The sequence below is a fragment of the Thermosynechococcus sp. B3 genome, from assembly GCF_030323045.1.
Lineage (GTDB): Bacteria > Cyanobacteriota > Cyanobacteriia > Thermosynechococcales > Thermosynechococcaceae > Thermosynechococcus.
Genome location: NZ_CP097584.1, coordinates 152,573 through 173,122, shown reverse-complemented (window position 1 = coordinate 173,122; position 20,550 = coordinate 152,573). Strand labels below are relative to the sequence as shown.

Annotated in this window: 20 protein-coding genes and 1 pseudogene; 11 read left to right on the top strand and 10 right to left on the bottom strand. The window is 50.6% G+C overall.

Features of this window, described 5'->3' with window-relative positions; genetic code table 11:
- Positions 1-8: 8 nt before the first annotated feature.
- From M0646_RS00865 to M0646_RS00855, 3 genes are all read left to right on the top strand, one after another.
- Complete coding sequence (locus M0646_RS00865) at positions 9-305, top strand: hypothetical protein (RefSeq protein ID WP_286626183.1); 297 nt, start codon at positions 9-11, stop codon at positions 303-305.
- Positions 306-313: 8 nt separating this feature from the next.
- Positions 314-1,258 (top strand): branched-chain amino acid ABC transporter permease, encoded by a 945-nt coding sequence (locus M0646_RS00860; RefSeq protein ID WP_286626182.1) that lies wholly within the window; start codon positions 314-316, stop codon positions 1,256-1,258.
- A gap of 234 nt (positions 1,259-1,492) precedes the next feature.
- Positions 1,493-1,930 carry an ATP-binding protein gene (locus M0646_RS00855; RefSeq protein WP_149817272.1) on the top strand — a complete coding sequence of 146 codons (438 nt, stop codon included), beginning with the start codon at positions 1,493-1,495 and terminating at the stop codon, positions 1,928-1,930.
- A 2-nt stretch (positions 1,931-1,932) separates the two neighbouring features.
- On the opposite strand, the gene M0646_RS00850 is transcribed toward M0646_RS00855, so the two are convergent.
- From M0646_RS00850 to M0646_RS00835, 4 genes are all read right to left on the bottom strand, one after another.
- Positions 1,933-2,760 carry an FAD-binding domain-containing protein gene (locus M0646_RS00850; protein ID WP_286626181.1) on the bottom strand — a complete coding sequence of 276 codons (828 nt, stop codon included), beginning with the start codon at positions 2,758-2,760 and terminating at the stop codon, positions 1,933-1,935.
- Positions 2,761-2,764: 4 nt separating this feature from the next.
- A complete protein-coding gene (locus M0646_RS00845) occupies positions 2,765-3,493 on the bottom strand; it encodes a circadian clock KaiB family protein (RefSeq protein ID WP_190278139.1) in 729 nt (242 codons plus the stop codon).
- Positions 3,494-3,497: 4 nt separating this feature from the next.
- On the bottom strand, positions 3,498-4,862 hold the full coding sequence (locus M0646_RS00840) for a type IV pilus twitching motility protein PilT (protein WP_149817266.1): 1,365 nt from the start codon (positions 4,860-4,862) through the stop codon (positions 3,498-3,500).
- A gap of 83 nt (positions 4,863-4,945) precedes the next feature.
- The gene (locus tag M0646_RS00835; protein ID WP_286626178.1) at positions 4,946-5,929 is read right to left on the bottom strand and encodes an AEC family transporter; all 984 of its coding nucleotides are present in this window, start codon (positions 5,927-5,929) and stop codon (positions 4,946-4,948) included.
- Between the two features lie 66 nt (positions 5,930-5,995).
- On the opposite strand from M0646_RS00835, the gene M0646_RS00830 reads away from it, so the two are divergent.
- Positions 5,996-7,159, top strand: coding sequence for an MFS transporter (locus tag M0646_RS00830; protein WP_286626176.1), 1,164 nt, complete (start codon positions 5,996-5,998; stop codon positions 7,157-7,159).
- Here M0646_RS00830 and M0646_RS00825 read toward each other — a convergent pair.
- On the bottom strand, positions 7,131-8,957 hold the full coding sequence (locus tag M0646_RS00825; RefSeq protein ID WP_286626175.1) for an ABC transporter ATP-binding protein: 1,827 nt from the start codon (positions 8,955-8,957) through the stop codon (positions 7,131-7,133). The genes M0646_RS00830 and M0646_RS00825 overlap by 29 nt on opposite strands.
- Before the next feature lie 413 nt (positions 8,958-9,370).
- Here M0646_RS00825 and M0646_RS00820 point away from each other — a divergent pair, with 413 nt between their 5' ends.
- Positions 9,371-10,972: a hypothetical protein gene (locus M0646_RS00820; RefSeq protein ID WP_286626173.1), complete on the top strand. Its 1,602-nt coding sequence runs from the start codon at positions 9,371-9,373 to the stop codon at positions 10,970-10,972.
- A 34-nt stretch (positions 10,973-11,006) separates the two neighbouring features.
- Here the strand turns inward: M0646_RS00820 and M0646_RS00815 are convergent, their stop codons facing one another.
- Both M0646_RS00815 and M0646_RS00810 read right to left on the bottom strand, forming a co-directional pair.
- A complete protein-coding gene (locus tag M0646_RS00815) occupies positions 11,007-11,585 on the bottom strand; it encodes a hypothetical protein (RefSeq protein WP_286626172.1) in 579 nt (192 codons plus the stop codon).
- Between the two features lie 12 nt (positions 11,586-11,597).
- Entirely contained in the window at positions 11,598-12,197 is a 600-nt protein-coding gene (locus tag M0646_RS00810; RefSeq protein WP_286626171.1) for a DJ-1/PfpI family protein, read from the bottom strand.
- 98 nt (positions 12,198-12,295) lie between these two features.
- Between M0646_RS00810 and cobM the strand changes: the two genes are divergently transcribed.
- Entirely contained in the window at positions 12,296-13,081 is a 786-nt protein-coding gene (gene cobM, locus M0646_RS00805; RefSeq protein ID WP_286626170.1) for a precorrin-4 C(11)-methyltransferase, read from the top strand.
- A gap of 36 nt (positions 13,082-13,117) precedes the next feature.
- The gene (gene yidD, locus M0646_RS00800) at positions 13,118-13,378 is read left to right on the top strand and encodes a membrane protein insertion efficiency factor YidD (protein ID WP_286626169.1); all 261 of its coding nucleotides are present in this window, start codon (positions 13,118-13,120) and stop codon (positions 13,376-13,378) included.
- A 13-nt stretch (positions 13,379-13,391) separates the two neighbouring features.
- On the opposite strand, the pseudogene M0646_RS00790 reads toward yidD, so the two are convergent.
- The 3 genes and pseudogenes from M0646_RS00790 to pseB all read right to left on the bottom strand — a co-directional run bounded on the left by M0646_RS00790 (position 13,392) and on the right by pseB (position 16,326).
- Positions 13,392-14,074: pseudogene (locus M0646_RS00790) on the bottom strand (PD-(D/E)XK nuclease family protein).
- Between the two features lie 59 nt (positions 14,075-14,133).
- Entirely contained in the window at positions 14,134-15,297 is a 1,164-nt protein-coding gene (gene pseC / locus M0646_RS00785; RefSeq protein ID WP_286626167.1) for a UDP-4-amino-4,6-dideoxy-N-acetyl-beta-L-altrosamine transaminase, read from the bottom strand.
- Positions 15,298-16,326, bottom strand: coding sequence for a UDP-N-acetylglucosamine 4,6-dehydratase (inverting) (gene pseB / locus M0646_RS00780; RefSeq protein ID WP_286626165.1), 1,029 nt, complete (start codon positions 16,324-16,326; stop codon positions 15,298-15,300).
- A gap of 293 nt (positions 16,327-16,619) precedes the next feature.
- Here pseB and M0646_RS00775 point away from each other — a divergent pair, with 293 nt between their 5' ends.
- The 4 genes from M0646_RS00775 to M0646_RS00760 are packed head-to-tail and all read left to right on the top strand — an operon-like array spanning position 16,620 to position 20,509.
- On the top strand, positions 16,620-18,071 hold the full coding sequence (locus M0646_RS00775) for a DUF354 domain-containing protein (RefSeq protein ID WP_286626164.1): 1,452 nt from the start codon (positions 16,620-16,622) through the stop codon (positions 18,069-18,071).
- 1 nt (position 18,072) lies between these two features.
- A complete protein-coding gene (locus M0646_RS00770; protein WP_286626163.1) occupies positions 18,073-18,744 on the top strand; it encodes a class I SAM-dependent methyltransferase in 672 nt (223 codons plus the stop codon).
- The gene (locus M0646_RS00765) at positions 18,713-19,681 is read left to right on the top strand and encodes a glycosyltransferase family 2 protein (RefSeq protein WP_286626161.1); all 969 of its coding nucleotides are present in this window, start codon (positions 18,713-18,715) and stop codon (positions 19,679-19,681) included. Before M0646_RS00770 ends, M0646_RS00765 begins: the two co-directional genes overlap by 32 nt.
- Before the next feature lie 18 nt (positions 19,682-19,699).
- Positions 19,700-20,509: a class I SAM-dependent methyltransferase gene (locus M0646_RS00760; RefSeq protein WP_286626159.1), complete on the top strand. Its 810-nt coding sequence runs from the start codon at positions 19,700-19,702 to the stop codon at positions 20,507-20,509.
- Positions 20,510-20,550 lie beyond the last annotated feature (41 nt).

Genomic DNA, 20,550 nt, shown 5'->3' with positions numbered 1-20,550 from the left:
TTCTGAGAATGCCAATTCAACTCTCTAAACGGCGGGAATGTGGGGGCACATGGGTGGTTGATATGGATCTGGGGCGATCGCCCACCAGCGAGGAACTCGCCACCCTTGCCCAACGCTATGGCGGTCGCTGTCGCCAGTTTCAACAGTTGGTGTGGTTAGATCTTCCTAGCGGTCGGATTACGGCCTCCCTGCGGCTGTCGCGTCTGACGATTCGCTTGGGGGATAAGACCCTCGAAGCGGCGATGATTACCGAGTTGCAGCAGCTTGTGGAGGGAAGCGTGCCGGCCTGTACGGTGGATCTCTAGCGCTAGCTATGGCGGGTTGGCTTGGCACCTACGATTTCTTGATTGTTTCAATGACCTTGGGGGCAATGTTGGCCTTGTCGCTCTATTTGCCTCTGATGAGTGGTCAACTCTCCCTTGCCAGTCCAGCCTTTTATGCCATGGGTGGCTATATTGCTGCACTGCTCTCCACCCGTGTTTTTGCAGGACTGAACCCCTATCCGGTGCCTTTGGTGCTGGGGGAAATGGTGTTGGCGGCTATTGTCTGTGGTCTGGTGGGCTGGGGCTTGGGGGTGCCGGTGCTGCGGTTGCGGGGCATTTATTTTGCCATTGCGACGATTGCTTTCTCTGAGGTGCTGCGGGTGTTGGCACTCAATCTGGAGGTGACTGGGGGGGCGATCGGCATCTTTGGCATTCCCCAACCCTTTAGTACACCCTTGGGCTATTTGTGGCTGACGCTGCCCTTGCTGATCATGGTGGCGATCGCCATCGGTCGCTTGGAACAAACCCGTGCGGGCAAGGCGATGCAGGCCATTCGTGCCGATGAATTGGTGGCACAGACCCTCGGTATTGATACCACTCGCTACAAGGTTTTGGGGTTTGTCTTGGGGGCGATTCTAGCGGGGGTGGCGGGAGTTTTGGCGGCCCATCTTTTGAATACTTGGAATCCGCGGCAGGGCACGTTTGATACGGGGGTGTTGGCACTGACAGCAGTGCTGGTGGGGGGCAATCGGACGTTTGTGGGGGCGATCGCTGGCGGTATGCTCTTTACGGCTCTGCCCGAACTCCTGCGGGGACTCGCCGATCAACCCTATTTGCCAGTGGCAGTGGCCACTTTTTTCCGCGATGGGCGTCTGATGCTCTATGGGTTGCTGATTATCCTCGGCACACGGTTCTTTCCCCAAGGGTTGTGCCAGTCTCCCAACTGGCGATCGCTCTGGTGCACCCTATTGGGCAACAAAACGAGGAAAATGTAATCAGTCCTCCTGCATTTGGCTGCTTCATGTCCCATCTGCGTTGCGCCATTGAACCCTCTTTCTCCTGCAGCCCATCTCAGCAGCCCTCCAGCGGCGAAACGTCTATTCGTCATGGTTCCATTTGCATCCTTTACATTCAGTGGGCAGGGCGAGCTGCGGAGCTGTTTTTGACCTCTTGGTATCCGATCCTAAGGCTCTGCAACTGATTCCACCCCAGCAAGGACAACTCAGCCTATGACGCCTCCCTTCACCACGGTTTCCCTAACCCTGACCAGTGACCTGACCCAACTGGAGGCTCTCTTGGCATGGTTCAATCAATATCGCCCCACGACGCTGCCCATCGAAGAGTGGTTGAAATTGGAACTCGCCCTTGCCGAGGGGTTTACCAATGCTGTGCGCCATGCCCATCGCGATCGCGCCAGCGATACCCCCATTCGCATTGATCTCTCCCTTGCAGACACTGTGATTGAATTGCGGATTTGGGATCAAGGGGATCCCTTTGATTTGATGGCCAAACTGGCAACACTCCCCAGCCAAATTGCCCTCGATGCCGAAGGGGGACGCGGCCTACGCCTCTTGGCAACCATCATGGATGAATTGGACTATCAGCGCGTGGGCAATACGGGTAACTGTTTGATTCTGCGCAAAACCGTGAAGCCCACTCCCCAATAACCCTATTCCTTGTGGGGGAAAAGGCGGGCTGCCAATTCCTCGTAGGTGGCATCAAAGGGACAGCGATCGCCCATCGCACACTGGCGACAGTATTTGCCATCGCTATAGCGCTCGAGGTTTTGGCGGTTAAAAAAGTAGGGCTTGTGGCTAAAGGTACTGGCCACCCACTGCCACGAGAGGTTATTACTTGCCGGATCGCCATCGAGGAGATGCTGCAAAAACCAAGTGGCTCCCGCCTGCCAGCGCACCCGACACCAATGCACCACATAGGCCGCCAACCATAACCGCGCATGGTTATGCAAGTAGCCCATTCGCTGTAGGTCGTCACTAAAGGCATCCATACAGGCCAGTCCCGTTTCCGCTGCGATGAGTGCAGGAGGTAAGTCGGTTTGATAATCGGCTGCTTGCCAACCCGTTTTATAGGGTTCGATGTCCTGCCACAGACGATCGCCCCAGCGGGCATAGAGGCGCTGCCAATAGTCTCGCCACGCCAGTTGTTGGAGTAAGGCTTCCGCTTGATGGGGATGAGCTACCACTTCCCGCAGGCGATCGCGCACAGTTGCCAAACTAATCACCCCATGGCGCAAATAGGCCGAAAGCCCCGTTACTGCCCCCGCCAAAAAGTTGCGACTCTTGCCATACCGTAGAGGCTGTATCTTGGCCAAACGCTCTTGGGCTGCTCCTAAGCCACCACAGGTTTCACTGACCGCGTCATCCGCCCCCACCACATCGGCAAAGACTTGGCGCAGATAGGGCACATAGGCATCACGAGTTCCCGCCATTCGCTCCACAGCAGCAGCCGCGAGCAGATCTTTAGCAGAATTTGTCATCGGTCTAAGGGCTTAACAAACGTTGCAGGCGATCGCGATTATCCAAGTGTCCCACAAGGCGGCGCACCGGCTGGGGATAGACCCGCACCAATGTTGGCGTGGCCTGCACTTGATCCTCCTCCGCCAGATCGGGTTGCTTGGTGACATCCACCACTTTGAGCGTATAGGGCACCTTGAGGGAGCGACTCAGCAAGTCATGGAGGTTTTTGAGGGCAACTTCCGTGGCATGGGTTTCTCCACGCACATAGAGGCGAAAGACATAGCGATCGGGTTCCGAAGGACGCGGTGCAAAACTGCTCAGGGGGGTGGCTTCCTGCAAATCATAGATCAGTTGGTGAGGCTCCCACAGTTGGGGAAAGCTGCTGCGGTAGGCCTCTAGGGCTTGGACATCGCAGGGATGCTGCGGATCCTGTACCAACTGCCACGGCAATGTGGGCTGATGAGCAGGGGCAAAGAGGGCATTCAATAGGGGACGATGGGGCCATGCCAAGGGATAGACCTCCGCCGCCACTCGCAGGCATTGCTGCTCCTCATCAAACCAGTAATCTACCGCCGCTGTGTAGCAGGGGGATAGGAAAAGGGGCGGCTCCTCCAAATCCAACAGTTGTTGCAGGGCTTGACAAAGCGACTGATGCCAATGCCCCTGTTTTGATGGGTCACGGCAAAAGACCACATCCTCCCCCGGTGTAAAGAGGGCCAACCCCTTGTATAAGACAGGCTTGAGGCCAACCATTGCCCTAGACACGACCCCGTAGAATTTGCGCCATTTCGTTGGGTTTGGGGGAGTTTTCGATGGCGGTTTCCTCGTCAATGCGCCCCGCCTCATAGAGTTCGTAGAGGCACTGGTTCATCGTGCACATACCGTCGTAGGTACACTGCGGAATAATTGCCTCAATTTCCTCCACTTCACCCCGCAAAATGTAGTCCTTGATGGCATCGGTGTTGATCATGATCTCGTGAATTGCCGCCCGCTTACCATCCGTCGTGCGCACAAGGGCTTGGGCAATGACCGCCACCAGCGACTCCGCCACCTGCATCCGCATCGGTCCCTGTTCATCGGGGTTGTAAAGGTTGAGGATCCGCTCAATCGTTTTCACGGCACTGTTGGTGTGCAATGTACCAAAGACCAAGTGACCCGTTTGCGCTGCTTTTAGGGCTGTATTCACTGTCTCGCGATCGCGCATCTCCCCAATCAGAATAATATCGGGGTCTTCCCGCAATGACGCCTTCAGAGCATTGTCAAACTTCAGTGTATGGATACCCACCTCCCGCTGGCGGATCAGGGCACGGCGACTTTGGTGCACAAACTCAATCGGGTCTTCAATGGAGATAATGTGCTTCGGCATTTCGGTATTGATATAGTCCACCATTGCCGCAAGGGTGGTGGATTTCCCGGAACCCGTTGGCCCTGTCACCAGAATCAGACCCTTGTGGTAGTGGCAGAGATCCTTGAAGACCGGCGGCAAATTCAACTGCTCTAGGGTCAGAATCTTCACCGGAATCAAGCGCAGCACCATGGCGGGGCCTTTGAGGGCGACAAAGATGTTGATCCGCACACGGCACAGACCCTCGTACTGATAGGCACCATCGTATTCAAGGTGGGTGCGAAACTGCTCAATTTGTTGGGGGGTCAGCAGTTCATTCAGCCAGTAGTTAAAGGTTTCCTCATCAGTAACGGGATAGTTGGTAATTTCTAAACGTCCGCGATCGCGAAAACGGGGCGCTTCTCCCACTCCAACATGAATATCAGAATAGCCGTGCTCAAAAGCCTCCCGCACCAGTTGTTCCATTGTCGGGCCAGAGATCCGCGCGGCTGGTGTCGGCATCGGTTGGGTCGGTACCCCCTGTTGGGGCATTCCCGGCTGCGGCGGCATTGGTCGTGGCGGCATCCCCGGTTGTGGTGGCATGGGTCGAGGCGGCATGCCGGGCTGTGGGGGCATCCCTTGGGGAGGCGGTGGGGGGGCAGCAGGACGGGGAGGCGCCATTCCCGGTTGGGGAGGCAGCGGTGGAACACCCCCACCCATTGGCGGCCGGGGCGGCGGCATCGGGGGTGAATTGGGAACACGCGGCGGTGGCGGCGGAGGACTTTGGGGATTCGTCATAGGGAGACTCGTGAAAGGGCTAGCAATGGATCAGGTATTTTCAGTGTGCCACTGTTCTTGGAAAAGGAGAGCAGTCGTTAGCGTTATGTTAAAACTTGGCGGCACAGGAACACCCACAGCGGTAACACCACCACAAAGCTCAGGGTACTCAGGGCAATCACCGCCGGTGGCAGTTCGGTATTGAGTTCGTATTCCTCTGCCAAAATTAGCGCGGCAAAGGCGGTGGGCGTACCAGTCATAATCGCGATCGCCAGCAACGTATCGCCCCGCAAGCCCAAACCATAGGCGATCGCCATCATCGTCAATGGCAGCAACAACGTCTTCACTAACATAGGCAGCAACCCCATACGAAAACTTTGCCAGCCGGGGAGCCGACTCAAACGAATTCCAGTGAGAACAAAGGCAAAGGGAATCACCAAGTGAATATCTATCTCACACAACCTTTCGATTGCATCTGGCAAGGAAAGATCATGGGTAGCAAAGCCGGCCATGGAGGCCCAAAGTGTCGGTACCGTTGGAATCACCCCGAGGGCGCGCCACCAAGGTTGATCATTGCCCTTACCGTAGTACTGACCGAGAAATGAACCCAATCCATAGGTGCCGAGGGCATTTTGGGTAATGGCATAGAAGGCCGCCCAGGGCAATGCCGTGGCACTCAGGAGAGGAATCGTGACCCCCAAACCGACAAAGCCCGTATTGCCGAGAATGCTGGCAATCAGATAGCTCCCCTGAAAGCGGCGACTTTCTCCTTCGGGAACTGTACTTGTCAGGAAGGGGGGGGTGTATTGCAGCCACTGGGGTTGAAAGTAGCGTTGCTGCCAATAGTAAAGTCCTTGGGCAAGGGTATAGCCGACAATGAGCGCCACAAAGGCCAGCAGCGGTGCCAACCAAATTAACCCCGCGAAGTTGGTTTGCCGCACCAAAGCAAAAATTTGAATGGGCACTCCGACCCAATAGAGGCTGCGCCCCAACCATTGGGGAATCACTGCTGGCAACCAACGGCCACAGATGAACCCCAGACTTGTCCAAATGACTAAGGGACTAGCTGCGCTGAGTGCACCCACCATCGCGATCGCCCTTAACGATTCTCCACTCAATATACTGTGGACATTCCTAAATACAGGAGTTGAGTCATGGTTTGCCAGAAAGGCTCCGCCCTCAGGTTTGTCGTGCTCCTAGGGGTGGTTTCCCTCTGTGCCGATGCCACCTATGAAGGCGCCCGCAGCCTTACGGGGGTCTATTTAGGAGTATTGGGTGCCAGTGGTACCGTTGTCGGCCTCGTAGCGGGTTTGGGGGAATTCATCGGCTATGGTCTACGCCTTGGGATTGGCTATCTCAGCGATCGCACCCGTGCCTATTGGCGCATTACCACCCTTGGTTATGCCATCAATACCTTGGCTGTGCCCCTCATGGCCTTGGCCCATCGTTGGGAAGTCCTAGCGGGATTGATGATTGCTGAGCGCACCGGTAAAGCGATTCGTACACCCCCCCGCGATGTGTTGCTTTCCTACGGTGCTCGTCAAGTGGGTCGCGGCTTTGGCTTTGGTCTCCATGAGGCGATGGATCAAATTGGTGCCGTTGTTGGGCCGCTGATGGTGGCCGGCGTCTTTGCCCTCACCCGGCACTATCAATGGAGTTTTGCCGTCCTCGCCATCCCTGCCCTGATGGGGCTGGTCGTTTTATTGGTGACGCAGTGGCGGTACCCAGAGCCACGGGACTTTGAAACGGTGGTGCAGGATCTGGATACCAAAAGACTACCAACACTGTTTTGGATTTATCTATTGGCCATGGCCTTTCTGGGCGCCGGTTATGTGGATTTCCCCTTGATTGCCTTTCATTTACAGCAGGGGGATAGTCTGCAAACGAGTCAAATTCCGCTGCTCTACGCCTTGGCGATGGGGGTTGATGCCGTGGCTGCCCTGCTCTTTGGGTACTTACTGGATCGCATTGGCATCATGGCCTTGATCCTTGCGGTTGTGCTGTCGGTAGGCTTTGCTCCCTTGGTCTTCCTCAGTTCTGCGGTGATTTGGGGCATGGTGCTGTGGGGCATTGGCATGGGTGCCCAAGAATCCATTGTGCGGGCGATCGTCGCCAACCTCGTCCCCCCAGAGCGGCGGGGGTCAGCCTATGGCATCTTCAGCACTGGTTATGGCTTAGCGTGGTTTCTCGGCAGTTTGCTCATGGGAGTGCTCTACGATCGCTCCTTGGGGTTGTTGGTACTGGTGTCAGTGGTGCTGCAACTGCTGGGGCTGCCGCTGTTATTGTGGATTAGGCAAGGGGCGAGGCATCCTGCTTAGGGGCTGCTTCTTCAGCGAGTGCTTGCAATCGGTAGAGATGGGCATACACCCCGTTGCGAGCCAAGAGTTCACTGTGGGTGCCCTGCTCCACTAGTTGTCCCCGTTTGAGCACAAAAATGCGATCCACATGGCGAATCGTGGCGAGGCGGTGGGCAATAATAATGGCGGTTCGATTCACCAACAGGCGGTTCAAGGCCTCCTGAATCATTGCCTCCGTGCCCACATCCAAATTGGCGGTTGCCTCATCAAGGATAAGGATTTCTGGATTGCGAATCGCCACCCGCGCAAAGGCCAAAAGTTGTCGCTGTCCCGCTGATAGATTCGTGCCCCGCTGCCGCAGGGGAGTGTCATAGCCTTGGGGCAACTGCTCAATGAAGTCGGCAATGTTCATTTCGGCGGCCACCCGCTGAATTTCGGCAAGGGTGTAGTTGTCGCCAAGGGCAATGTTGCTTTTGACATCGCCGGAAAAGAGAAAGCTATCCTGCAAAATCACGCCAATGTGCTGCCGCAGTTCTGCTTGGGTAAAGTCGCGAACATTGCGACCACTAACAAGGACTTCACCGCGCGTTGGATCATAGAGGCGACAGAGCAAGCGAATAATTGAACTTTTGCCTGCACCCGTAGGGCCAACAATCGCCACCTTTTCGCCAGCATGGATCTGAAAGGAAAGTTGCTTGAGGACATAGTCATCGTCTTTGTAGGCCAGCCAGACATCGCGAAACTCAACGGCAGCGGCTGTATTTTCTGGCTTGGGCAAACGCAAAAAGGTGCGATCGGGATCCTGAATTTCAATCGGTTCTAAGAGCAGATCATGGATGCGCTCAATGGCCGTTAAGCCCGCTTGCACCGTGGTAAATTTCTCCGCCAACTGCCGCAACGGATCAAAAACGCGCTGGGAAAAGAGAATAAACGTGGCCAAAGTGCCAAAGTCAATCGTGCGCTGCTCCACCAAGGCACCGCCCAGCCAGAGAACCCCCGCGATCGCCACAAAGGCAATCCACTCCAACGTTGCTGATACTGCCGAATCGTAGAAAATCGTCCGATCCACCTCTTTGATGTAGCGTTGATTGCGCCGCCGAAACAGTTGGCTATTAAAGGCCTCACGGCGAAACAGTTGCACCACGGTAATGCCAACGATGTTTTCCTGAAGATCGGCATTCAGTAGCGACAGCTCCTCGCGGGATTTGTAGTTGGCCACGCGGTAGCGATGTTGAAAATAGATAATCAGGGCGGTGATGGGCAGTACCAAGGCCAGCAGCAGCGTTGCTAGGAGGCGGTCAATGAAAAACATCGTCAGGACGACCACCAGCATTGAGAAGACATCGCTGAGAACCCCGACGGCGCCAGTGGCAAACACATCCCCCAGAGCATCCACATCACTGGTCAAGCGGGTAATGAGCTTACCGACGGGGGTGCGGTCAAAAAAGCGCGACGATAACCGGAGCACGTGGTCAAATAAGTCATGGCGAATATCGGCAGTAATGTTTTGGCCAATTTTTTGAATCCAGTACCCCTGCACCGCCTGCACCCCAAAACGCAGCACCACGGTAATCAGCAGTGCAATGCTCAGTAGATCAATCCCTTGGGTCAGGGTCAAAGGTTTCAAAAAGCTATAGGTACTCTCTTCCCCCTTGAGGAAGGCGATCGCCTGACCAATGATGATCGGTTGTAATGCTGCTGCTGCCGCCAAGGGAATCAAGAGCAAGCCACTTCCCACCAGTCCCCAGCGATAGGGCTTGAGGTAAGGAATCAGTCGTTGCAAAAGTTGCCAATCCGTGGAACGTGTTGCCGCTGTCATGCCCTGCTGAAACTTGTGAACATCCTTTTTCCCAGTCTAGTGGGTGCTTGTAATTGTTTGTAACAATTTACACGCTTTAGGCAGTTGTCATCTGGCCATCCCTTAGCTAAACTAAAGGTAGTTCGGGCTATTAATCCCCCGCATAGCCCCACTGAAATCCCCGAAAGGGTAAGTTACGCCGAAAGGGTAACGCACAAATCAAGGATCCTATAGCCGCCGCTTCAGAAAATGGTATGGATGTCCTTGATGCCGAAGGGATTTTTTCCAAGCTTCTCAACCGCTCTAAATTTAGGGTGTAGATTAGCTCGGTCGTTGATACGTAGGATAGTCAAGCGATCGCCCCCAGTCCCTCACCCCTCTCTGGAAATTGCAGTAGGCTAGAACTAGCGGCACCCCGTTCCATTCATCGGTTTATGAGTGATTCCCGTTTGCTCGATATTGCGCGGCAGGGCGACCCCCGTGCCATTGGTACGCTGCTGAATGCTGTCCTCCTGCCAAAGCGGGTAAAGGCCACTGTGGTACGTCAGGCCGAGGAGTTAATGATCACGCTGCATTCAGAAAAAATGCTCAATCAAGGGGCAGCCGTAACCCTGATCCGCACTGCCTTAGAAAAATTGCACTTGCCAGCGATTCAACGGGTTTTCATTGAGTCACGGGTGTTGGGCGTCCCCCTCTGGGAAAGTCATTTTCAGCTCCAAGTCCTGCCACCCACCCAACCCCATCGAGACGTGGTCGAGGATCCATGGGGCACCGAAACGGCAGCGACTGAGCCATCCCCCCCTGAACCCACGCTGCTGGATTTAATGTCTGCTTTTATGACCTCCGAGGCACCTGCCATATCTGAAAGTCAGGATGTTGTGGCGCGATCGCCCGAAGAGAAGGAATACCCGATTCCAGTAGAGAGCACACCTGAATATGGGGATGTAGCTCCTCCCCTAGAGCAAGTCACTGAGAATGGAACAGGGGCAGAACCCATCAGTGAGCCGCAAGAGAGTTTCCTAGATGAGATTCCAGAAATCGATCCTGATGAGGACATTAGTTTGGCAGATTTAGCTGCCGCCTTTGACCCCAACCCACCCTCACCAGAACCCAATACTGACCGTGGAGAATCTCCATTTGAGTCGCCCCCCCTTCAAGAAGAGCGTATTGAATCCGACACCCTTGCTGGGTTTTCAGGAGAATTGCCAGTCTTCGAGGTCGCTGCTGAACCACCTCCAGAAGCTTCTGAGTCCATAGAAGAGAGCATTGCAACACCAGAAGCCCAAGACAGTATTGCTGAGATCCCTGAACCAGCAGCCGAATTCTCTGAAGCTGCCCTAGACCAACCGACCCTTGAGGCATACGACTTCCCTGAACCGACGACTGAGGACATTGCCGCCCTAGAAGCTGAGGTTCGCCCACCCACCGCGATAACCCCTGAGATGACTGCTGAAGCTGAATCCTCGCCTGAGGGGGCGATCGCCCCAGACGCTGCCCCTGTTGTTGAGGATCCTTGGGCAGTCTCAGACATGTTGCCCACTGCACCCCCAGTCCCTTCAGAATCTTCTGCCCTTCCCCAAGACCAAGAAGCCGCCAACTATCCTCCCCTACGGGATCCTTGGTTAGAGGTCGAGCCTGTGCCGCAAGTGAAGGCAGATGAGACGCCTCCCCCTGAAACCGCCACAGAACCCCCACTACCCCCCTCTGAATCCGAGATTTACACCATTCCAACGATTGAAAAAGTCCCCCGCGATCATCAATCAAAGGTGGCAGGTCTTGCCGGCATAGTCATGGGTCTGGGCTTTTGTGCCACGGGGCTAGGCACCATCATCGGTCTGCCGATGGTCGTGGGCAGTATGTGGATGCTTGGGGATGAGGAAGTGTGGAGTGGCGAGTGTCCCCATTGTCATCACCCACTGAAAGTTCCGGTCGGTAAGCTGTGGCGCTTTAGTTGTGAAAAGTGTCAAGGGTTGATTGAAATGAAGAATGGCCGCTTCTACGCGCGGCAAACGCCCCCTGCACCCCCCTCGTCTTGAATCTGAATCTAAACAGAACTCTAGATGTCTAAACTTAGGTGTCTAAATTCTCTAAATTCAAACTGACCCGACCCCGTTGGCGGCGGGCTTCAAGAGCTTGGGCAATGAGATCCAATAGCCCCGGTGCTTCTTCCTGAATCGTCAGCAGGAGACGTTCCCCCATGGCCAAATCTGTATCTGGAGCGGGCGGTTCTTTTTGAACCAACTGCCGCAGCCGAGGCACTGTATTGTCAACGATTTCCACGAGTGCCCCCAAGCAGCGAAAAAATTGCCGCTCGGTGAGGGTGCTATCCTCAATGGGGAATTCAATCATGGCACGCACTTCACCGGTGTTGGGGTCGTACTCCCACTGCAACATTTTTGTCTGCCACGAAATGCACAGTAGCGTTTGCAAAATGGCATCACGAAACTGGTGGGTTTTAATCCCCGGCAAAAGATTGGGGGCATAGAGCTTAAAAAACTCACCTCCCTCATCTAGCTCAATGACGACGATAAATCGCTCAAGGTGATCACCGTTGACGCCCGTAATAATTTGGTGGTTGGCCGCATTCAACCGATAGTTCAGTTGGTGCCGTTGGAGATATTGGGCAATTTGGCTGAGGGCGATCGCCATGCCACGGTGATCCTACACTGCTGCCAAGGGTCGGTGGCTAATCGTTGTTCCCAAAATCTCTAAAAATGCCGCCAACCACTGGGGATGGGCAGGCCAAGCGGGCGCCGTGACCAGATTGCCATCCACTACGACTGCATCCACTGCCACACTGGTAAAGTTACCCCCAGCACTCACGACCTCAGGACCACAGGCCGGATAGGCCGTACAGGTTTTGCCCGCAAGAACGCCTGCTGCCGCCAACAGTTGGAGGCCGTGACAAATGGCTGCAATCGGTTTTTGGCTCTCGCCGAAGTGCTTGGTGATTTCCAGTACCCGTGGATTGAGGCGCAAATACTCTGGGGCGCGCCCCCCCGGCACCACTAGTGCATCGTAGGTAACGGGGTCAATCTCTGCAAAGGTGGCATTGAGGGTAAAGTTATGTCCCCGCTTTTCACTATAGGTTTGATCCCCCTCAAAATCGTGAACTGCCGTGCGAACAATGTCCCCAGCAACTTTATCAGGGCAGACAGCATGCACGGTATGACCCACCATTTGGAGGGCTTGGAACGGCACCATCACTTCGTAATCTTCTACATAGTCACCCACAAGCATGAGAATTCGTTTGCCGCTCATGATTCGCTGCCTCTTAAACTGACCTGTCTTGATCCTGACATAACTTGTGTTACCGGCAAAAGTTAATCTTAGTAAGGGGAATAATCAGGTGCAGTGTAGTGCTAAAAAGACAGACCTCGGCTGGGGTTTACTTTGTGGGTGCTGGCCCCGGTGATCCAGAATTACTCACCCTCAAGGGACAACGGCTGATTCAAGAGGCCGATGTGATTTTCTATGCCGATTCTCTTGTGCCGACGGGGATTTTGCAGTTTGCACCGCCGAGTGCCACCTGTATTCCCACAGCCGCAATGACTCTTGAAGAAATGATTCCGCTGATGGTTGAAGCAGTCCAAGCGGGTAAAAAAGTGGTACGGTTGCAATCGGGAGACCCTAGCCTCTACAGTGCCATTCACGAGCAGATTGCCCGCCTCGCCGAAGCAGGCATTACCGTTGAAGTTGTCCCCGGCATCAGTGCCTATCAATTGGCTGCCGCCCGCCTTAATGCCGAACTCACCCTACCCGAATTGGTACAGACAATTATCCTCACCCGTGCCAGTGGCCGTACACGCGTCCCACCAACAGAAGAATTGGCCAGTCTAGCCGCCCACAAAGCCAGCCTTTGCCTCTACCTGAGTGCGAATTGTGTCCACCGTGCTCAGCGAGATTTGCTTCAGCACTATCCACCCGAAACCCCAGTTGCTGTGGGCTACCGCTTGGGATGGTCCGATGAGCAGTTGTGGCTCGTTCCCTTGGCTGAAATGGCATCATTCAGTCAGCAGCAGCACTTGACGCGCACCACCCTTTACCTGATCAGTCCAGCACTGGCAGTACAACATCAAGGCCATGGCTCATTGCGCTCCTGCCTCTATAGTCCAGAACATCACCATCTATTTCGCCCCCATTAACCTGGGTATAATTGGGATACCTTGTAGGCAAAGGCTGTGGACAACTGGCTAAGCAAAGCACTGATCTTTTTGATTCGCGCTTATCAGCATTGGATTTCGCCGTTATTTTTGCCCACCTGTCGCTATACGCCCACTTGTTCTGTCTATGCGATTGAGGCGATCGCCCGATTTGGAGCAGTCAAGGGAACCTATTTAGCCATTCGTCGTATTTTGCGCTGCCACCCCTTTGCTGCCGGCGGCTATGACCCTGTACCCGATCCCCACGATGACTCTGTGCCCCCCTCTTCCCCTTGTTAGTGTCCGGGAGAGCCTATAGACCCTCTACAGCATCGGCATAGCGATAAATTTCTATTCCCAATGCTGCGGCAACCGGTCGTGCTCGATCATCTACCATTGGCAAAATCACGATTTTACGGTCAATTTGGCGTTGGTGGTGCCGTGCATAAAAATTCACCTTGCGATCAAAGATATACATCCCTGCCTTGTCAATTGAAGATTTAATTTCACAGGCGATCGTGAGACCATTCTTGATGATCAAGTCTAGTTCCACCTGATCCGGACGACCAAAGACCTCGCGCTCATGGTCCCAGAGGCTTCAACCCCAAAGGATTCCGTCAAGATCCCAGCAAGTGCCTTCCGAAAACTTGTTTTAGAGGCAATGCCCCAGCGAGCACCTAGGGCACCTATCGTACTCTCAAACCGTTTATCCAGACGCCGAATTTCTGCAAGTTGCTCATGCCAGCGGCGATCCTGTTCCTCCCATCTGCGGACTTGTGCTTCCCATTTACGATTTTCTTCCTCCCAACGACGGGCTTGTTCCTCGCGATCGCGCCGCAGTTCCTCTAGGATGCGATCGAACTTAATATCTGCCTCACGACGGGGAAGGGATAATTCTGAGACTGTGCGCAGGACAAAGTCCCTCAGGCTGGGATCTTGAGCCACGAGCCGAGGTAGCTCCTGTTGAATGAGGGCAATAATCTCTGCCTGCTCCATGACATGCTTTTACCTGAGCTATTTTCAATTCTAGGGGAGGGACTGTTGGCGTCACGGCCTTAAGCCAAGACTTGCTTGAGTGCCTGAATCACTTGATCCTGTTGAGCAAGGGTCAGTCCATAATACAGTGGCAAGCTAATCGCTTCTTGGTAGTAGGCTTCGGCGTTGGGAAAGTCTCCCCATTGAAAGCCCAATTGCTGATAGTAGGGTTGGGTATGTACAGGAATATAGTGCAGATTCACCCCAATCCCAAGGGCGCGCAGGGCTTCAAAGACTTCGCGATGGGAAGTTTGAATCTGGTCTCGCTTCAGGCGAATGATGTACAGATGCCAACTGGAGCGGGTGTCAGGATGCTGAAAGGGGAGCGTGAGGGGCAAATCAGCAAGGTATTGATGGTAGCGTTGGGCTAAAAAACGCCGCCGCTCGACAAATAGATCGAGGCGTTGCAGTTGCCGTAGGCCGAGGGCGGCTTGGAGGTCGGTCATGCGGTAGTTAAAGCCCAGTTCCAGTTGTTGGTAGTACCAAGGGCCGTGGGAGTCGCTCACCATTTGTTGGGGATCGCGGGTAATGCCGTGGCTGCGCAGACGGATAAGGCGCTGGTAGAGGTCTGGATCATTGGTGAGAACGGCACCGCCTTCACCCGTGGTGATAATCTTGACGGGATGAAAGCTAAAAACCGCCATCGTCGAGAATTCACAGCAGCCAATGGGCCGGCCACGGTACTGACCCCCAAGGGCATGGGAGGCATCTTCAATAAGCATAAAGCCATAGGTCTGCGCCAATTCAGCAAGGGCAGCCATCTCACAGGATTGCCCTGCCAAATGAACAGGAATGACGACCTTGGGAAGCGTCCCTTGCTTTTTGGCCATTGCTAGCTTGTCGGCAAGGGCAGAAACACTCAGGTTATAGGTGTGGGGGTCAATATCAACAAAATCCACCGTGGCACCACAGTAAAGGCCACAATTGGCGGAGGCCACAAAAGTAATCGGCGATGTCCACAGGCGATCGCCCCCCTGTAGCCCCGCTGCAATACAGGCGAGGTGAAGCGCTGCTGTGGCACTACTAACCACAACGGCATACCGTGCACCACAACAACTGGCCAGTGCTGCTTCAAACTCGGGAACCTTGGGGCCTTGGGTCAGCCAGTCCGATTGCAGGACGTCAACGACAGCCGCAATATCCTCTGGTGTAATGTCTTGGCGACCGTAGGGAATTGTGCCCATTTAGGCCCTGCCTGGAACAAAGTGCGGGTCAACGTGTTGGCGAATCAGGGCGCGTAGCTCCTCGACACTAAGGAAGCGATCGTTGGTGCCAGAATTATAGCTGAAGCCCGGTTTAACCCGTGTTGCCCCTGTTTGGGCACAGTACTCTTCTAGCGTGAAGCGTCCCTGAGTTGGCAAAATGGCATAGTATTGACCCAAATCAACCGTGGTATAAGAATCGGAAGTGGTAATCATCTCTTCGTGGATCTTTTCCCCTGGACGGATACCCACAAACTGTTGCTCACATTCCGGGCAAATCGCCTCTGCAACATCGAGAATGCGGTAGGAGGGAATTTTCGGCACAAAGATTTCGCCCCCCCAACTGTGCTGCAGTGCCCACAGTACCATTTCTACCCCCTCTTGGAGGGAGATATTGAAGCGAGTCATGGCTGGATCCGTAATTGGTAGGCAGCCCTCACAGCGCTTTTTCAAGAAAAAAGGAATCACGGAGCCTCGTGACCCCATGACGTTGCCGTAGCGAACCACACTGAACCGCAGATCACGACCCGCAAAGTTATTGGCAGCAATGAAGAGTTTGTCACTACAGAGCTTTGTTGCCCCGTAGAGGTTGATGGGGGCAGCCGCCTTGTCGGTGGAGAGGGCAATGACTTGCTTGACACCGGTGTCGAGGCAGGCTTGAATGACGTTTTCGGCCCCCATGACATTGGTGCGAATAAACTCAATGGGGTTGTATTCCGCCGCAGGCACTTGCTTCAGGGCAGCCGCATGAACCACAATATCGACCTTGTTCAGAGCCCGGCGTAGGCGATCGCGATCCCTAACATCGCCAATGAAGTAGCGGATACCTGGATACTTTTGGTAGGGGAACTCCTGAGCCATCTCGAACTGCTTTAGCTCGTCACGGCTAAAAATGACGAGACGTCGAATATCAGGGAACTGCCGCAACACCTCCTTGACAAAGGCACGGCCAAACGACCCTGTACCCCCCGTCACCAGTATGCTACTCTCTCTTGTCAGTCCTTGAGACATCCTATAGACCCTCTACGGCATCCGCATAGCTATAAATTTTGAGTTCCTCAGCCTAGGAAGCCTATTGTACACGGACTTTACCTCTTGCGATCGTGCTAATCTTCAGCATAGAATTGTAACCAAACCTACATATTTACTTTATGATGAAGAACAAAGTACAGTTTTGAAACTGTACAAAAGACAAAGTTTCCTAGTCTGAATATCTTATACTTCGATCCGAAGTGACTCCAGCTAAATTCAGTGCACAAATTTTAAGTTTGTTAATCATCAAGTTTACTACATAAAAGGTAAAAATGGCCGTAGATATATTACTGATAGAAACGTTTGCCTACTGTCCTCACTTAGAAACCTCTGGTGAGATTGCTATTGAACTCAAAAAAACAAATGATCTTGAGGTTGGTATTGCATTCATTGATGTAGATAATCCTGATGACTATATTCCAAAACCTAAATTATTTATTCCTAGAAGTCGTCAAAATCGTGTAAGAGCTCTCTTTAGAGTTCTTAATAGATATGGTATTGAAAATTGCTGGATAGAAATTCCTGATGAAGTATCAACTAAATTAATCTTTGAGAAGATCCAGAATCAAATTGATAACTGTAATGATATTCAATCGATAAAAGAAATAAGAATAGATGATTTTAAGATTGGTATGGGAGTTGCAAGCTCCTATGTTTCATACATGAAAGATCCAGAACCCTATATCAATAAAAACTTAATCGAGCGGTACTTCAAGTCAGCAATCGCTACATATCTGACAGCAGAAAGATTAATTAAATGTTTTAATCCTCTTAAAGTCATAACATATAATGGAAGATTTGCTTGTTCGAAACCAATTGTTGATGTATGTAAAAAATATTCAATACCTCTACTATATCATGAAAGAGGCGCAACAAAAGAGCGATACTATTTATCGGATAAGTCTCCCCATGACTTTAAGGCTATTAGGGCATCAATAAAGGAAATGTGGGAGCTTTCTCAAGATCAAAATAAAGAAGAAATAGCAGAATCTTACTTTTTAAGAAAAATAAAAGGTGAAGGAATCGGCTGGGTTTCTTTCACAGAAAAACAGATAAAAGGGATGATTCCTGAAAAAAGTAAAAAGTATAGATGGACGTATTATAGTTCCAGTGACGATGAATATATCTATGTTGAAGATTCAATAGAACATCCTATTTTTAAGTCACAAATTGAATCAATTCATTGGCTTATAAATTATGCAGCACAACTAGATGACGTAGAGCTAGTTATACGTGTTCATCCTCATAAAGAACAAAAGAGTCAGAAACTGAGAGATTCTTGGAATAACCTTAATGGTAAGAATGTATTGGTAGTACCTAGTTACTCTCTGGTTGATTCCTATGCCCTAGCTAAAAACTCTGATCTGATTATTGTTTATGGCTCAACTATGGGAGTAGAAGCAGCCTATCTTGGTAAACCTGTGATTACTATTGGTGATGCTACTTACAAAGGATTAGACTGTACTTACGAGCCATCATCGTTGCAGGAGCTAAGGGACTACTTATCTTTGAAAAAACTTGAACCTAAAGAGACTAAAAACTCACTTCCTTTTGGATATTATTATATGCTTTATGGAAACTTATTTTCGTACTACAAGCCTTATAACTTATTTCAGGGTAAATTTGTGGACGAGCATTTATCCTATGAAAATCAGATCTTTTCGAGATTATATGAAATGAAGCTAAAATTGACCCGGTTATTTCAATTTATAAAAAGGAGTTGAAATGCGATATTTTCTGAAAAAGATTAAATCTAAAGTTAGTAACTCATTATGTCAGTTTTTAAGAATTGACTATGTCAGATTTTTTATTGGCTCCCTTCGTTTGAAATATTTTGCTCTAACTCGCGGAATTAAGTCATTAGAATCAGATAATGCATTTGAGTTGACTATATTTCACAATATGAAGTCAGTTAAAAATCATAAATTAGACTTTTTAATGCCTCGAATGAATAAACTCATTGTACCATTATTGGGTATAGAAACAGTGTTTCCTGAGTCTTCAATTCTAGTGATTGGGCCAAGAACTGAAAACGACTTACTTCGATTATTCAGTTGGGGTTTCAAAAATGTTAAAGGCCTAGACTTAATAAGCTACTCACCTCTAATTGATCTTGGAGATATGCACTCTATGCCCTATGAAGATAGTTCCTTTGATGTAATAATATGCGGCTGGACTATCTCATACAGCAAAAATCCTGAAAAGGCAGCTTCTGAAATGATTAGGGTAATTAAGAGCGGTGGAATTATTGGTATAGCAGTGGATTTTTCAAATATGTCGCCCATAGAAGCTGAGAAGAAATTCGGTTATTCAATAGAACCAACAGATGGTAGCTTTGTAAGATTAAATAGTGCTGAACAAATTTATGAACTCTTTAGTGATGCAAATGGAGTATAAGCTGAGTAAAGCAGTTCTTTTTCTCATTTTCAATCGTCCTCATACGACACAACGAGTTTTTGAGGCGATTCGTCAGGCTCGGCCACCAAGGTTATATGTGGCTGCTGATGGACCTAGGGCAGATCGAGAAGAGGAAGCTGAGAAGGTTGCGCAGGCGAGGGAAATTGCGACACAGGTTGATTGGCCTTGTGAAGTTAATACTTTGTTTCGCGAGAAGAACTTAGGGTGTAAGATAGCGGTCAGTAGTGCTATTACTTGGTTTTTTGAGCACGAAGAAAAGGGGATTATTCTAGAAGATGACTGTTTGCCCCATCCTGACTTTTTTAGGTTTTGTGATGAATTGCTTGAATACTACGAACAAGACGAACGGGTTTGGGTTATCACGGGAAACAACTTTCAGGATGGGCAGTGGCGTGGAAAAGCTAGCTATTATTTCTCTAAATATAATCACTGCTGGGGTTGGGCTACGTGGAAACGGGCATGGTCTAAATACGACGTAAACATCTCATTTTGGCCGGCGTGGAGCAAATCATCAGCGTGGCAAAATCTTCACTTTAACTCTGTTGAGGAGGGATACTGGCGTAAGATTTTTAATCGAGTGTATTCAAGTGAGATTAATACATGGGACTATCAATGGACGGCCTGTGTCTGGTATCATGGCGGGTTAACGGCAACACCCAATGTTAATCTTGTAAGTAATATTGGTTTTGGTTCTGATGCAACTCATACAAAGACTGCAGGTCATATTCATGCAAACTTGCCCGTTTTTCCAATAGGAGAGATTCAACATCCAAGTGAAGTGGCTGTTGATGTAGAAGCAGATAAGTATACCTTCAATGAGCATTTTGGTGGTAAGTTTATACACTCGCCATTGAGTGTAATTAGGCTATTCAAGGAAAAACTTTATCGTTTTTTATTTTTTAAATCAAGTTCTTAGGGAGTAGTAATTGTAAAAATGAGTACATATTATCAGCTTAATAAAATATGTCCTATTTGTGGGAGTAGCCTAGAGTTTTGCTTTTCTCATCAAGTATTAGATAAGTATTTTGCTAAATATTACTTCTGTAAAACATGTGGCTATCTAAAAGCTGATGATCCCTTTTGGTTAGGTGAAGCATATTCATCAGCCATAAGTAAAGCAGATACAGGAATTCTGATCCGTAATTTATCTTTACTTCCTAAAGTTGCATCAATTTTATACTGGCTTTTTAATGAAAGAGGGGAAGGCAGGTATCTAGATATTGCTGGTGGATATGGTATACTAACTCGCTTAATGCGTGATATTGGTTTTGATTGCTATTGGAATGATAAGTACTGCCAAAATTTATTTGCACGCGGTTTTGAATATACTAGTGAGCTAGGGTGTTGTAAGGCTGTCATAGCTATTGAAGTAATGGAACATTTGGTTGATCCATTAACTTTCATGAAGGAAACAATTGCAATGAGTTCTGCCGAAACAATTATTTTCACAACTGAGCTTTTTTCCGGAGATTCACCTCCACCAATCAGCTGGTGGTATTATGTATTTAAAACAGGCCAGCATATTAGCTTTTTTCAAGCAAAAACTCTTGCTAAATTAGCAAGTTTACTTAATATGAACTTTTATAGCTCAAACGGTATACATATGTTTACTCGTAAAAATTTGAATAGACTTGCTTTTCACCTTCTAACAACTAGATTTATCAGCCTTGCATCATTCTTAATAATCAAGAAACTAATGCAGTCAAGAACTTTACCTGATCATTACTTAATGCTTAATGATTAAATAACCTCAAGAAAACTAATTCAAACTTTAAGAATTCTAAC

What these genes read in the sequence shown, in the direction of transcription:
- M0646_RS00825 (WP_286626175.1), bottom strand. Translation starts at nt 8,957, where the DNA reads ATGACAGCGGCAACACGTTCCACGGATTGGCAACTTTTGCAACGACTG.
- M0646_RS00770 (WP_286626163.1), top strand. Translation starts at nt 18,073, where the DNA reads ATGCGATATTTTCTGAAAAAGATTAAATCTAAAGTTAGTAACTCATTA.
- M0646_RS00765 (WP_286626161.1), top strand. Translation starts at nt 18,713, where the DNA reads ATGAACTCTTTAGTGATGCAAATGGAGTATAAGCTGAGTAAAGCAGTT.
- M0646_RS00835 (WP_286626178.1), bottom strand. Translation starts at nt 5,929, where the DNA reads ATGGTGGGTGCACTCAGCGCAGCTAGTCCCTTAGTCATTTGGACAAGT.
- pseC (WP_286626167.1), bottom strand. Translation starts at nt 15,297, where the DNA reads ATGGGCACAATTCCCTACGGTCGCCAAGACATTACACCAGAGGATATT.
- M0646_RS00810 (WP_286626171.1), bottom strand. Translation starts at nt 12,197, where the DNA reads ATGAGCGGCAAACGAATTCTCATGCTTGTGGGTGACTATGTAGAAGAT.
- M0646_RS00830 (WP_286626176.1), top strand. Translation starts at nt 5,996, where the DNA reads ATGGTTTGCCAGAAAGGCTCCGCCCTCAGGTTTGTCGTGCTCCTAGGG.
- M0646_RS00855 (WP_149817272.1), top strand. Translation starts at nt 1,493, where the DNA reads ATGACGCCTCCCTTCACCACGGTTTCCCTAACCCTGACCAGTGACCTG.
- M0646_RS00850 (WP_286626181.1), bottom strand. Translation starts at nt 2,760, where the DNA reads ATGACAAATTCTGCTAAAGATCTGCTCGCGGCTGCTGCTGTGGAGCGA.
- M0646_RS00820 (WP_286626173.1), top strand. Translation starts at nt 9,371, where the DNA reads ATGAGTGATTCCCGTTTGCTCGATATTGCGCGGCAGGGCGACCCCCGT.
- M0646_RS00775 (WP_286626164.1), top strand. Translation starts at nt 16,620, where the DNA reads ATGGCCGTAGATATATTACTGATAGAAACGTTTGCCTACTGTCCTCAC.
- M0646_RS00840 (WP_149817266.1), bottom strand. Translation starts at nt 4,862, where the DNA reads ATGACGAATCCCCAAAGTCCTCCGCCGCCACCGCCGCGTGTTCCCAAT.
- M0646_RS00845 (WP_190278139.1), bottom strand. Translation starts at nt 3,493, where the DNA reads ATGGTTGGCCTCAAGCCTGTCTTATACAAGGGGTTGGCCCTCTTTACA.
- M0646_RS00860 (WP_286626182.1), top strand. Translation starts at nt 314, where the DNA reads ATGGCGGGTTGGCTTGGCACCTACGATTTCTTGATTGTTTCAATGACC.
- pseB (WP_286626165.1), bottom strand. Translation starts at nt 16,326, where the DNA reads ATGTCTCAAGGACTGACAAGAGAGAGTAGCATACTGGTGACGGGGGGT.
- M0646_RS00760 (WP_286626159.1), top strand. Translation starts at nt 19,700, where the DNA reads ATGAGTACATATTATCAGCTTAATAAAATATGTCCTATTTGTGGGAGT.
- M0646_RS00815 (WP_286626172.1), bottom strand. Translation starts at nt 11,585, where the DNA reads ATGGCGATCGCCCTCAGCCAAATTGCCCAATATCTCCAACGGCACCAA.
- M0646_RS00865 (WP_286626183.1), top strand. Translation starts at nt 9, where the DNA reads ATGCCAATTCAACTCTCTAAACGGCGGGAATGTGGGGGCACATGGGTG.